An 11,581-nucleotide genomic window follows, 5' to 3' on the forward strand; every position below is an offset into this window, starting at 1 on the left:
CCGGTGCCGACCGCTTAAAGGTCCGGCCCGGAGCGGGCGATTAGCTCAGTTGGTAGAGCGCTTCGTTTACACCGAAGATGTCGGCGGTTCGAGCCCGTCATCGCCCACCATTCCAATCACATCATCCATCCACTGCCGCGTCAGTGGCGAAGCCCACGGTATGGAGTGGCTGGCCGTCCATCAGCCGCTGCATCACAAACCCGGCGCAGGTCGGCATGGATGTTTTTTGGAGTTCAACAGCTCGGCAGCTTCCGGATAACCCTCGGCCAGCAATGTGGCCACGATCTCGGCTGGGTGGACACCGCCCTCCGCCAAAGCATGAGCCCGTTGATAAATATGACTGGTTCTGATGTTGTCGACCATTCGCAAGCACCTCCGTTGATTAGCATCCGATAAATAACCCTTGAGATGCGTTTGTGTTCTGTGCAACTTATGAGAGTTCGGTTCGTCTGGAAGCTGATCGGGAGTAATCAATTGGGGAGGGAGCTTTGTTCAACTACCTGGATGACGACATTGTAAATTTGAGGCGGGATAACAACACGGAGGCGCAATATTATTGGGGCGACAAGTGTGAGATTCTGTCGTCAACGCCGAAGACGCTGCGGGTTGCGATTCACGGCGCCCGTGGAAAGATCGATGAAGGCATTATAGATGCCCGAACCGCCATGCGGAATAGTGGGATCCTTCGGCTGTCGATGGTTGACGTGCAGCAAGGCGATGGTTTGATCTTGGAAACGCCGGAAGGAAGAGTGGTCTTTATCGACGGCGGCGATAATCAGCTCTTTGCCCGGCATGCGAATGCTCGGTTTCCCGGGACAAGCGAAGCGGATCCGCTGGTCGTGGAACTCATTTTGATAACCCACGGGGACGCAGATCACTTTGAAGGTTTGAGCGAACTGCGAAAATCGGAAACCGATGCGCGCGTGGGAAAGCGCATTTTTGTCGCGCCAAAGCGCATATATCACAACGGTATTGTCAAACGGACGTCCAACGATAGTTCCGGAAAGAAACGCCCGGAGGGCGAGATGTTCGGGCCGACGACAAAGGTCGGCTCGGATACCTTCATCACCGGCCTGGTCGACGATCAGGCATCGGTTCCCAAGGGAGAACGCAACTCCAAGTTTGACGCCTGGGTCGAAACCTTTTCCGCCTGGGAGCCGCGGGTACAACAGGTGACGGGGAGTCCGATCGAGAAACGTCGGCTGGATCATCTGGCCGTTGGAGCCTTCGATTTCCTGTCCGGGGAAGGGATCCAGGTGGAACTGCTTGGGCCAATCGTCGAGTCGGTGTCAGGCAACCCTGCACTTCGCTTCTTGCGCGCGCCACCGGACGACGCGAATCTGATGCTGGGAACTAACCCTGCCACGAAACAGGGCAGTCTTTCCGCCTCCCACACGATCAATGGCCATTCGATCAACTTCCGCCTGAGATTCGGCAATGTGCGGTTCTTTTTCACCGGAGACCTGAACCAACAGGCCAGCCAAAGGATGCGCGAAGCGATGCCGTCCGCCGCTCTTCGGGCCGAGGTGTTGAAGGCGCCACACCACGGTTCTGCCGACTTTGACATGGAGCTGCTGAAGGAAATTGGCGCAGTGGTGTCGCTGATTTCGTCCGGCGACGAAAGCGAAGCCAAAGAGTACATTCATCCTCGCGCCACGCTGATGGCAGCACTGGGCAAAGCCTCCAGAACGACCCCAGCCGTGATATTCTGCACCGAACTGGCGGCCTTTTTCAAAACCCTCGGATACGTCGTCGACCCACAGAAGCCGACGGACAAGGTCTTCGCGTTCGAGCGAACGAATTTCGGCATTGCGCACGTTCGAACCGACGGCGAGCGCGTCCTGGCATTCACCCATTCAGGGAAGAAATTCATGAACGAAGCGTACCGGTTCTCGGTCTCGCCAACCGGCGACGTCAAGTTTGCTTCGGCCGTCACAAAGCGCAGTGCACCCAAGCTTGGAACCTGAATCAAGTCGATTGAGAGCGTGTTGTGATCAAGGCGGCAGGAGCCGGAAGTCATTGCCCTCCGGCAGCAACTGCCCGCCGTCGACGACGATGGTGGTGCCGGTGATATAGCTGGCATCGTCGGAGGCGAGGAACAGGAAGGCATTGGCCACGTCGCGCGGGCTGCCGAGGCGGCCGAGCGGAATGGAGTCCTCCATGTTCTTGATGTAAGCCGCGCCGCGATGCAGCTCGATGGCTTCGGTCAGGATGTTGCCGGGCTCGACGCCGTTGACGGTGATGCCGTAGCCGGAGAATTCCAGTGCCGCGGCGCGGATGAAGCCGTTGATGCCGGCCTTGCTGGCCGAATAGTGGCCATGGCCCGGGCTGGTGACATGCGGGCCGGTAATGGACGAGGTGTAGAGCATGCGGCCGAAGCCTTGCGCCTTCATCGGCACCAGGGCCGCGCGGCTGGCATTGAAGGTGCCGCGCAGATTGACCGCCATGACGCGGTCCCAGTCATCAGTGCTGGTGTTCTCGATCAGCTGCCAGGGATAGATGCCGGCATTCTGCACGATGACGTCGAGGCGGCCATGGAGTTTGAGCGCCAGCGCCACGGCGGCCTCGGCGTCGCTCATTTGCGAGATGTCGGTGCGGATGAAGGGGACGCCCAACTCGCCAGCGGTGGCTTGCCCGGCCTCGACCTCGGTGTCGGCGAGCACCAGCCTCGCGCCTTCCTCGGCAAAGCGTAGCGCGATGCCCTTGCCGATGCCGCGGGCGCTGCCGATGATCAGCGCTACCTTGTCTTGTAACCGATTGGTCATGCGAGCCGTCCTGTCATGCGAGTCTTTGGCGAATGGTTTGCTTGAAGGCGTCGAGCAGCACGGCCGCCAGCACCAGCAGGCCGTGGATGACCTGGGTGAAATTGGCCGGCAGGCCCATCAAATTGATCGCCGTGTTGATGGCCGAGAGCAAAAGCACGCCGGCATAGACGCCGGGGAGGGTGCCGACACCGCCTTTCAGGCTGACCCCGCCGATGACGACCGCGGCGAACGCGTTGAACAGCAGGCCGACGCCGAGATTGGCGGTGGCGCCCGACGTGCGGATCGCCAGCAGCCAGCCGGCAAGGCCGGCAATGGCGCCGGCGAGAACGAAGGCGATGATGAGATTGCGGTTCACCCGGATGCCGGCGCGGAACGTCGCCGTCTCGTTGCCGCCGATCATCACCAGATGCCGGCCGAACGGCGTCTTGGCCATGATCAGCGAAAAGACCACGAAACAGCCAACCGCGATCCAGGCGGTGAGCGGCAGGCCGACCAGGCGCTGGATGCCGAACCAGCGGATGGCCGGCGCCAGGTCCTGCGCCGAGCGGCCGCCCGACACGACCAGCACGAGGCCGCGCACCCAGATGTAGGACGCCAGCGTGATGATGAAGGCGCTCATCTTCACCTTGACCACCAGATAGCCGTTGAAGGCGCCGATGAGGCCACCGACTGCCAGCGCCAGCAGCAGCGAAACCGGAACCATCAGCCATTCGGGATGCAGCTGCACGCCCATGCCGATGCCCGACGAGCAAAACAGGATGCCGACCGCCATGGCGCTGAGCGCTGCGACGGATTCGACCGACAGATCCATGTGGCCGGCGATGATCACCAGCGCCAGGCCGATCGACATGACGCCGAGCACGCTGGAAGCCTCGATGATGTTGGCGAAAATGCCGAGCTGAAAGTAGTTCGGGACGAAGATGGAGAAGACCACCAGCACGAACAGCAGCATGAACCAGACGAGGTTGTCGAGTACGAACTCCAGGGCTTTGCGTGTGCGCGGGTTCATGGGCTGATCCGGTTGGCGCCCCGCGAAATCAACTCGATTTCGTCGGGTTAAGGCGCGGATTCAAATTCGCCACGGCCTTTCGGACGCGGCGGTGTGAAGGGGCAGGCTCCGGGCCGTTACGGCCCGGAGCGCTTTCAATGACTATTCGACCGACTTGACGGTGTCCGTCGGTGGCTTCTGGTTGCCCCAGAAGGCCGGATTGTCGACGTTTTCCTTGGTGATGGCGGCACCGGGGATCTTGATGTTCGGACCCCAGGCTTCCTTGGTCACGGTCGATTTCAAGCCGAGCACGTCGTATTCACCGGGCTTGATCTCTTGCTTCTTGACGATCTTGTCCATGAACATGGCGACAGCCGCGGCCTGCGCGTAGAGCGGCTGCTCGATTTCGGCGTTGAGCCAGCCCTTGCGGATCAGGTCGAGGCCGACCGGCGCGCCGTTCGAGCTCATCAGCATAACGTCGCCCGGCTTCTTGCCGGCCGCCTCGAGCGAGGCGACGGCGGCGACCGAAAGGTGAGCGGCATGGCTGAAGATCAGGTCGATGTCGGGGTTCGCCAGCATCTGGTCGGCAACGATTGTGCCGGCATTGCTGGCCTCCCATTGCATGGCCGGAAGCGAGATGATCTTGACGTCCGGAAACGCCTTCATCTTCTCCTCGAAGCCCTTCTGGATGTCGAGCGTATAGGGGTCGCCCGGATCGCCGAGCACCTGCAGGACCTTGCCCTTCACCGAACCGTGCTTTGCCTTCAGCAGCTTCTCGGCCTGGTCGGCGGCGACGTAGCCGATCTCGACCGTTCCGGCGACAGAGGTGAAGTCGGATGGCGTCGAGGTGATCTGGCGGTCGAACTCGACCACCGGGATGCCGGCGGCGCGGGCTGCCTCGATCGACGGTTTCAGGGCATTGAAGTCAACTGCCGCCAGGATGATGGCCGCCGGCTTCAGCGCGATGACATCGTTCATCTGCGATTGCTGGGCGTCGGTCTTGTTGTCGGCGTTCAGCGTCTTCATCTCGTAGCCGGTCTGCTTCAGGAACAGTTCCAGCGCGCTCACCGAGCCGGTCTGAAACTCGTCCAGCAGGGTCGGCACCATATAGTAGACGATACCCTTGGACTGGGCGAATGCCGGCGTGAGCGTGGCAAAGGCCAGTGCAAGGATACCGAAGACAGCAAGAAGTATTCGCTTCATGTCGTTCGCTCCTCTTAAGCCGGACCCCTCTTTGTCCCTCAGCCTGTCGGTCCGGCACCGGCAAGCGTTTCACCGGTGATCATGTTGATCACCGCATCGGGACTTGTTTTGTTGCGCGCGACATCGCCGGCCACAACGCCTTGCCGGATCACCACGATCCGGTCGGCGACCTGGAAGGCCTGCTGCATGATATGGGTGATGATGACGACGCCGATGCCCTGGTTCGCCACCTGGCGGATCATGTCGAGACCGCGCCGCGTCTGTTCGACGCCAAGCGCTGCGAACGGTTCGTCGAGCAGCACCAGCTTGCCGCCCCAATGCACGAACCGGTTGAGCTCGATGGCTTGCCGCTGGCCGCCCGAAAGGTGCTCGACATTGGCGCGCAGCGAGGGAATGCGGGTGCCGGCACTGGCCAGCGCCTTTCCGACGACGGCTTCCATGGCGCGCTCGTCGAGCACGGGAATGCCAAAAACCTTCCTGGTGATTTCGCGGCCCATGAAGAAATTGGCGACCACGTCGACATTGGTGCACAGCGACAGGTCCTGGTAGACGGTCTCGATGCCGGCTGCCTTGGCCTCTGCGGGCGACCGGGCAAGGAACTCCTTGCCCTCGAACAGCATTCGGCCGGAGGTCGGCTCCAGTCCGCCGGCGATAATCTTGACCAGCGTCGATTTGCCGGCGCCGTTGTCGCCCAGCAGCGCCACGACCTCGCCCTTGCCGATCGAGAAGCTGATGCCCTTGAGCGCTTCGATCGCGCCATAGTTCTTGGTGACGTTGTCGAGCACCAGCAGGGGTTCACTCATGCCGCAATCTCCCTGCCTTTGAGAAGGTCGCGCTCGCGTTCGCGTTCGGCCGCGAACATCTGCCCGAAGCGGGGTGACAGCACCCCGGAAACCGCAAGGGCGGCGGCGCCGCGCAGCACGGAATGCTGCCCGCCGCGTGCGACCACAACCCTGGGCGTGGTGCGGTCCTTGCGAGCCGAGACGGAGTTGTGCAGGCCTCCGGCTGAACCAGCCAGCATTTCGAGCAGGTCGGTGGACGCCAGCCCGCCGAGGATGACCGTCTCCGGGTCGAACAGGTTCTCGATGACGGCGACGGCGTTGTGAAAGATCGGCGCGACTTCGGCGACCCAATCCGCCTCGCTGCCGTTCCAGCGCCGGAGCGCCTCGAGCGACAAATATCTTTCGAGACAGCCGCTGTTGCCGCACGGGCAAGCCTCGCCACCCGGAATGACGGGAATGTGCCCGATCTCGCCGGCATTTCCCCAGGCGCCGCGCAAGGCGCTGCCGTCATGAACCATGACGCCGCCAAGGCCGACACCGAAATAGAGATAGTAATATTCGGAAAACTGGGCGCCGAGGCCGTAGAGGCGCTCGCCCATGGCGGCCGCGGCCATATCGGTTTCAAAGAAGGCCGGCAATCCGGTGGAGGCCGCCAGCCGTTCGCGCAGCGCCACATCCTTCCAGCCGGTCATGGTGGTCGGCCCCACGAAACTCATGGACTCCACGTCGAATGGGCCAGGCAGGGCCATGCCGACGCCCAGCACCCGTCCGCCAGCCCGCAGTCTGGTCAATTCCACCACCATCGCCCCGATCAGCTCGAAGGCATGGTCCGGCATCGCGTTCGGCGCCTCGCGGTAGATGCTCTCGATCACGTCGCCGCTCAGATTGATCAAGGCGGCGCTGATACCAAGCGGAGTGATGTGGATGCCGACGGCATAGCCGCCCTCGGGGTTGATCCGCAGCGTTGCCGGCGGCAGGCCGCGCCCCTTCGGCTCTTCGCGCAGCGACAGGATGTAGCCCTGATCTTCCAGTTCGCGAACGATGGTCGATACGGTCTGGACGGTGAGGCCGACGCGCCGGGCGATCTCGCCGCGCGCGATCGGGCCGTGAAGGCGGATGGACTCGAGCACGATGCGCCGGTTGTACGGCCGCCCGAACTCCTGATTGGTCCCCCGCAGTGCCATGCCTTGCGCCCCTTAGGAGAGAGTAGCTTCGCATCGCTTATTTATTCAGTCAAATGGAATTCAAAAATAAACTCATGGCGAGGTTTTCCAAGGGAAGGCCGTGGAGGGCGTATTCGGTCCAGGACCTGCCCACGCGTCGTCCTGGCCGATTGCCGCCATGGTGAAACCTCTTCAATGGTGAGCGAACCCCGCGACCGTTGATCTGACAAAGCATGGAGCAAAGATGATTGAATTGCCGTTTGCCCGCGACGAGTACCAACAGCGGCTTCGCAAGATCCGCACCGAGATGGCGAAGCGCGATCTCGAGCTCCTTGTCGTCAACGACGTTGCCAACCAGCATTACATCACCGGCTATGACGGCTGGTCGTTCTACACGCCGCAGGTGGTGCTGGTTCCAATCGAGGAGGTCGAGCCGGTCTGGATCGGGCGCGCCATGGATGCGGCCGGCGGTCTTCTGACCGCCTGGATGAAACCGGAAAACGTGGTCGGCTTTCCGGAAGATCATGTTCAGCGCGTCGATCGCCATCCCATGGACTGGATCGCGAGCTGGATCGTCGCCAAGGGCTGGGGGAGCAGACATATCGGCATCGAACTCGAAGCCTATTATTTCTCCCCCAAGGCGCACGCCCGGCTTGTCGCCGGACTTCCCAATGCGAAATGGCATGATGCCGACCTGCTGGTGAACTGGATCCGCGCAGTCAAATCAGCGCCCGAGATCGCCTATTTGCGCAAGGCATCGACCCTGGCCGAAGCGGCCGTCACGCGGGCCTTCGAGGTGATCGCGCCAGGTGTTCGCGAGTGCGATGCTATCGCCGCCATCCAGGCGGCGCAGATAGCGGGCAGCCCGGATTTTGCCGGCGACATCACCGCGCTTCCGCCGACGATCCTCGGTGGCGAGAATGCCTCGGCGCCGCACATCATGTGGAGCGACAGGCGGTTCGGAGAAAACGAGACGATCGCGCTGGAACTTGCCGGGGTCTGCCGCCGCTATGCCGCAGGCCTCGCCAGGACCATGCAGCTTGGCAAGACGCCGACAAATGTTTCCGACACGGCAAAAGCGGTGATCGAGGGCATGGACGCGGTGCTCGACGCGGTCAGGCCGGGAACGTCAGCCGAAGCCGTCGAAGCCGCCTGGCGCAAGGTCATCCAGCGCCATGGACTGAAGAAGGAATCGCGCATCGGCTACTCCATCGGGGTCGCCTATCCGCCGGACTGGGGCGAGCATACGATCAGCCTCAGGCCGGGCGACAAGACCGTGCTTGAACCGGGCAACGTCGTTCATTCCATCCTCGGCATGTGGATGGACGGCTGGGGCATCGAGATCAGCGAGACCATCCTGGTCACCGAAACCGGCCATGAGACCCTGACGAAGTTCCCGCGAGAGATCCATGTCAAATCCTGAGGGTTCGGCCACGGCGGATGGTGTTGCGAAAACCGTGACGACTGATATCGCCGCCGGAATTCTCGATCGGATGATCGAGGTCCGCCGCCATCTGCACCGCAATCCCGAGCTTTCGAACCAGGAGGCCGGCACGCAGCGCTATCTCAGGCAGATGCTGGTGGATCAGGGAATTGCCGACATTCGCGACGTCGCCGGCTTTGGCCTTGCCGTCGATATTGTCGGCACCGGCAAGCCGTCGAATCGAAAGATCGCCATTCGCGCCGACATCGATGCCTTGCCGATCGAGGAGGAGTCCGGCGTCGAGTATGCATCGACGAATCCAGGCGTGATGCATGCCTGCGGTCACGACGCCCATGCATCGATGGCTTTCGCGGTCGCCGCGCATCTTCACCAGTCGCGGGAGAGTTTTGGCGGTACCGTTCGCCTGATCTTCCAGCCGTCGGAGGAGGACGAACCGTCGGGCGGCAGGCGGGTGGTGGAAGAGGGGCTTCTCGACGATATCGACGCCGCCATCTGCGTCCACGTCGATCCGTACACACCGACCGGCAAGATCGCCGTCGGCTCCGGTCCCTACACTCTGGCCTGCGACACGTTCGATGTGGCCGTCATCGGCTCGGCGTCGCACGCGGCAAAACCGCATGAGGGTGTCGATGCGTTGGCCGTGGCTTGCTCCCTGGTGAGCGAATTGCAGAAGATCGTTTCACGCGAGATCGACCCCTACGATCCGCTGGTGATCTCCGTGACGGCCATCAACGGCGGCAACGCCTACAATATCACCGCCGGCAGGGTCACGTTGAAAGGCACCATCCGCAGCGGCAGCGACGCCACCCGCGAGCGGGCCTGGCGCCGCATTCGTACGATAGCCGATGGGGTAGCGACAAGCCACGGCGCGCGTGTCGAGGTCGACATCCACAAGGGCGAACCGGGTGTCGTTAACGACGTCGAGATGACTGAACTGATTGCCGCCAGCGCCAAGGCCTGCATCGGTGCCGACAACGTCCTCAACACGCCCGGATGGACGATCGCGGACGACTTTGGCTACTACAGCGAGAAACGCCCGTCGGTCTATTTTCGGCTGGGAATCCGCAACGAGGAGATCGGATCGGTGTTTCCGCTCCACCATGCCCGGTTTCGTGTCGACGAGGCCGCGCTGAAGGTCGGCGCGGCCACCCTGGTTGCGGCAGCGACGGCGTTTCTGTCGATGGAAGCGCCTTAGTCAGCCATCATGATGGTCATCGGCGCATGGGACAGGAGCCCAGGATCGCTTACAGATACTGGGCGACCTTCTTGCCGACCGTGAGGAAGCGCAAGGGATCGATCGCTTCGCCATTGTGGCGGACTTCGTAGTGCAGATGCGGGCCGGTCGAGCGGCCGCTGCTGCCGGTCTTGCCGATGACGGCGCCGGCGTCCAGTTTCTCACCGACGGTGACGTCGATCTCGCTGAGATGCCCGTAACGTGTCGCAAAGCCATTGCCGTGGTCGACTTCCACCATGCGGCCATAGCCGCCGTTCCAGCCGGCCTTGGTGACGGTGCCGGGCGCGGTGACCTTGGCGGCCATGCCGATCGGCGCCCTGAAATCCATGCCGGAATGCAGTGCCGCGGTGCCGAGGATCGGGTCGGTGCGCACGCCGAACGGGCTGGTGACGGAGTGGCCCGGCGCGGGGTTGGTCAGCGGCAGCTGGCGCGCTTCCTTCTTGAGATGGTCGAGGGCGTCAAGCGCTTCGTCCAACTCCTTGACCTTGCTGTCGAACATCATCGAACTGTCGACCGGAATGAGCGGTCCGCCGACATCGCTGTCGCCCTTGCCGAAGTCGCTGTCGACGGGCAGTCCGGCCGCCTCGAGCGCCTGGGTGATGGCATCGGCGCTCTTGTAGGCATTGTCGGCAAGCGTGCTGATGCGGGTCAGTTGATCGCTCTCGATGGATCTCAGCGATTGGTTGATCGAGACGAAGAGCTTGTCGGCACGATCGGCGGCTGAATCGCTAGGCAGCGGATCGGAGCGGGTCGACCACAGCGAGAACGGCCTTGTGTCGCCGGCGCCGGGATCGGCGCTCAGGCTGGCGACCGCATAATTCGTCGCGGGCTCCTTGATGCTGCCGGTCACTTCGGCGCGTTTGTCCGGCTTCGCAACCGCTGCCGGATCTTCGGCCGGCGCTGCGCCGGCTTCGCTCTCGGCGCGTTCGAGCAGCGGGCCAAGGCGGCCGTGACGCTGGCTCAGCTGGCTCTGCCGTTCAAGCAGTTCGCTGACCTTGGTTTCCATCAGCTGCTGGTCGAGTAACTGCCGGCTGGTGATGCGGTCGACCTGGGCGCGAAGCGCCGAAATTCGATCTTCATAGGCTTGTTGCATGCGCGCTTGGCGCGCCGTGGTGGCGCCGATCAAATCGTCGCGCAGCACGAGATAGGAGGTGGCCATGAGGTAACCTATGGCAATGGCGGCCAGCGCCGAGCCGATAAAGGCCGCCAGCCACGGCCGGATCGTGAAATGCCTGATCTCGTTGCCCCGGGCGATGATGACCGTATGGGGCTCCTTACGCCTGCCGAAGACTGCGGACTGACCGGTTGCGTTCACGGGACCAAGCTTTCGTTTACGACACCACGACAGCTTGACTACACATTATTAAGGTTAACAAAGGCTTGCAGCGCCGGCTTGTCCGCAGTGATTGCCCGCCAGGCGTGCGCAAGGTTGTAAGGTAAACCGGGCCGGCATCGCCGGCAAATCTCAAAGCGCACGAACGGCCTCGAGCACCTCTTCCGCATGGCCCTTGACGCGGACCTTGCGCCAAATCCCAGCGATCCGCCCGTCGCGGCCGATCAGGAACGTCGCGCGCTCGACCCCCATATACTTGCGGCCATACATCGATTTCTCGACCCACAGATGGTAGGCCTCGATCACCTTGCGCTCCTCGTCGGCGGCTAGGTCGATGGTGAGATTGTATTTCGACTTGAACTTGTCATGCTTCTTGACGGGGTCGGGCGACAGGCCGATCACCACGGCGCCGGCCTTCTCGAAGTCCGGCTTCAGCTGCGAGAAGCTGATCGCCTCCTGCGTGCAGCTTGTTGTGTCGTCCTGAGGATAGAAATAGAGCACGATGGGCTTGCCGGACGATGCGGCAAGGCTGACTGATCCGCCGCCGTCCCGCGGCAGGTCGAATTGCGGCGCGAGATCGCCTACGTCGAGGTCAGCCATACCGATGCCCTTGTTTGAGGTTACGCGCGAAGCCACACCGATATAGTGTCGGACGGGGATTCGTCCACG

The 11,581-nt window shown here is 62.4% G+C and carries 11 protein-coding genes and 1 tRNA gene; 4 read left to right on the forward strand and 8 right to left on the reverse strand.

The genetic code is table 11. The features are described from left to right. Positions 1 to 34: 34 nt before the first annotated feature. A tRNA-Val gene (locus NKH52_RS08360) sits at positions 35 to 110 on the forward strand. Positions 111 to 192: 82 nt separating this feature from the next. Here the strand turns inward: NKH52_RS08360 and NKH52_RS08365 are convergent. Then, the gene (locus NKH52_RS08365; RefSeq protein WP_352729454.1) at positions 193 to 363 is read right to left on the reverse strand and encodes a hypothetical protein; all 171 of its coding nucleotides are present in this window, start codon (positions 361 to 363) and stop codon (positions 193 to 195) included. Positions 364 to 488: 125 nt separating this feature from the next. On the opposite strand from NKH52_RS08365, the gene NKH52_RS08370 reads away from it, so the two are divergent. Beyond that, positions 489 to 1,967 carry a ComEC/Rec2 family competence protein gene (locus tag NKH52_RS08370; RefSeq protein ID WP_352729456.1) on the forward strand — a complete coding sequence of 493 codons (1,479 nt, stop codon included), beginning with the start codon at positions 489 to 491 and terminating at the stop codon, positions 1,965 to 1,967. 27 nt (positions 1,968 to 1,994) lie between these two features. Here the strand turns inward: NKH52_RS08370 and NKH52_RS08375 are convergent, their stop codons facing one another. The 5 genes from NKH52_RS08375 to NKH52_RS08395 all read right to left on the reverse strand — a co-directional run bounded on the left by NKH52_RS08375 (position 1,995) and on the right by NKH52_RS08395 (position 6,922). Beyond that, positions 1,995 to 2,765, reverse strand: a complete 771-nt coding sequence (locus NKH52_RS08375; protein ID WP_023810299.1) for an SDR family oxidoreductase — start codon at positions 2,763 to 2,765, stop codon at positions 1,995 to 1,997. A gap of 13 nt (positions 2,766 to 2,778) precedes the next feature. Continuing rightward, complete coding sequence (locus tag NKH52_RS08380) at positions 2,779 to 3,774, reverse strand: ABC transporter permease (RefSeq protein WP_013532177.1); 996 nt, start codon at positions 3,772 to 3,774, stop codon at positions 2,779 to 2,781. Positions 3,775 to 3,915: 141 nt separating this feature from the next. Then, positions 3,916 to 4,956, reverse strand: coding sequence for a sugar ABC transporter substrate-binding protein (locus NKH52_RS08385; RefSeq protein WP_127381265.1), 1,041 nt, complete (start codon positions 4,954 to 4,956; stop codon positions 3,916 to 3,918). Positions 4,957 to 4,994: 38 nt separating this feature from the next. Further along, positions 4,995 to 5,759 (reverse strand): ATP-binding cassette domain-containing protein, encoded by a 765-nt coding sequence (locus NKH52_RS08390; protein ID WP_352440129.1) that lies wholly within the window; start codon positions 5,757 to 5,759, stop codon positions 4,995 to 4,997. Next, positions 5,756 to 6,922, reverse strand: a complete 1,167-nt coding sequence (locus NKH52_RS08395; RefSeq protein WP_352729457.1) for an ROK family transcriptional regulator — start codon at positions 6,920 to 6,922, stop codon at positions 5,756 to 5,758. The genes NKH52_RS08390 and NKH52_RS08395 overlap by 4 nt, the downstream gene beginning before the upstream one ends. Before the next feature lie 223 nt (positions 6,923 to 7,145). On the opposite strand from NKH52_RS08395, the gene NKH52_RS08400 reads away from it, so the two are divergent. Both NKH52_RS08400 and NKH52_RS08405 read left to right on the forward strand, forming a co-directional pair. Next, positions 7,146 to 8,324, forward strand: coding sequence for a M24 family metallopeptidase (locus NKH52_RS08400; protein ID WP_352729459.1), 1,179 nt, complete (start codon positions 7,146 to 7,148; stop codon positions 8,322 to 8,324). Then, positions 8,311 to 9,540, forward strand: a complete 1,230-nt coding sequence (locus NKH52_RS08405; protein ID WP_352729461.1) for a M20 metallopeptidase family protein — start codon at positions 8,311 to 8,313, stop codon at positions 9,538 to 9,540. Before NKH52_RS08400 ends, NKH52_RS08405 begins: the two co-directional genes overlap by 14 nt. A gap of 49 nt (positions 9,541 to 9,589) precedes the next feature. Here the strand turns inward: NKH52_RS08405 and NKH52_RS08410 are convergent, their stop codons facing one another. Together NKH52_RS08410 and NKH52_RS08415 are read right to left on the reverse strand one after the other, a co-directional pair. Beyond that, on the reverse strand, positions 9,590 to 10,894 hold the full coding sequence (locus NKH52_RS08410; RefSeq protein ID WP_352729463.1) for a M23 family metallopeptidase: 1,305 nt from the start codon (positions 10,892 to 10,894) through the stop codon (positions 9,590 to 9,592). A 150-nt stretch (positions 10,895 to 11,044) separates the two neighbouring features. Beyond that, positions 11,045 to 11,512, reverse strand: coding sequence for a peroxiredoxin (locus NKH52_RS08415; RefSeq protein ID WP_352729465.1), 468 nt, complete (start codon positions 11,510 to 11,512; stop codon positions 11,045 to 11,047). Positions 11,513 to 11,581: the final 69 nt, after the last annotated feature.

It is taken from the genome of Mesorhizobium sp. M1066, assembly GCF_040318635.1.
Taxonomy (GTDB): Bacteria; Pseudomonadota; Alphaproteobacteria; order Rhizobiales; family Rhizobiaceae; genus Mesorhizobium.

What these genes read in the sequence shown, in the direction of transcription:
- NKH52_RS08375 (WP_023810299.1), bottom strand. Translation starts at nt 2,765, where the DNA reads ATGACCAATCGGTTACAAGACAAGGTAGCGCTGATCATCGGCAGCGCC.
- NKH52_RS08390 (WP_352440129.1), bottom strand. Translation starts at nt 5,759, where the DNA reads ATGAGTGAACCCCTGCTGGTGCTCGACAACGTCACCAAGAACTATGGC.
- NKH52_RS08405 (WP_352729461.1), top strand. Translation starts at nt 8,311, where the DNA reads ATGTCAAATCCTGAGGGTTCGGCCACGGCGGATGGTGTTGCGAAAACC.
- NKH52_RS08385 (WP_127381265.1), bottom strand. Translation starts at nt 4,956, where the DNA reads ATGAAGCGAATACTTCTTGCTGTCTTCGGTATCCTTGCACTGGCCTTT.
- NKH52_RS08415 (WP_352729465.1), bottom strand. Translation starts at nt 11,512, where the DNA reads ATGGCTGACCTCGACGTAGGCGATCTCGCGCCGCAATTCGACCTGCCG.
- NKH52_RS08380 (WP_013532177.1), bottom strand. Translation starts at nt 3,774, where the DNA reads ATGAACCCGCGCACACGCAAAGCCCTGGAGTTCGTACTCGACAACCTC.
- NKH52_RS08365 (WP_352729454.1), bottom strand. Translation starts at nt 363, where the DNA reads ATGGTCGACAACATCAGAACCAGTCATATTTATCAACGGGCTCATGCT.
- NKH52_RS08400 (WP_352729459.1), top strand. Translation starts at nt 7,146, where the DNA reads ATGATTGAATTGCCGTTTGCCCGCGACGAGTACCAACAGCGGCTTCGC.
- NKH52_RS08395 (WP_352729457.1), bottom strand. Translation starts at nt 6,922, where the DNA reads ATGGCACTGCGGGGGACCAATCAGGAGTTCGGGCGGCCGTACAACCGG.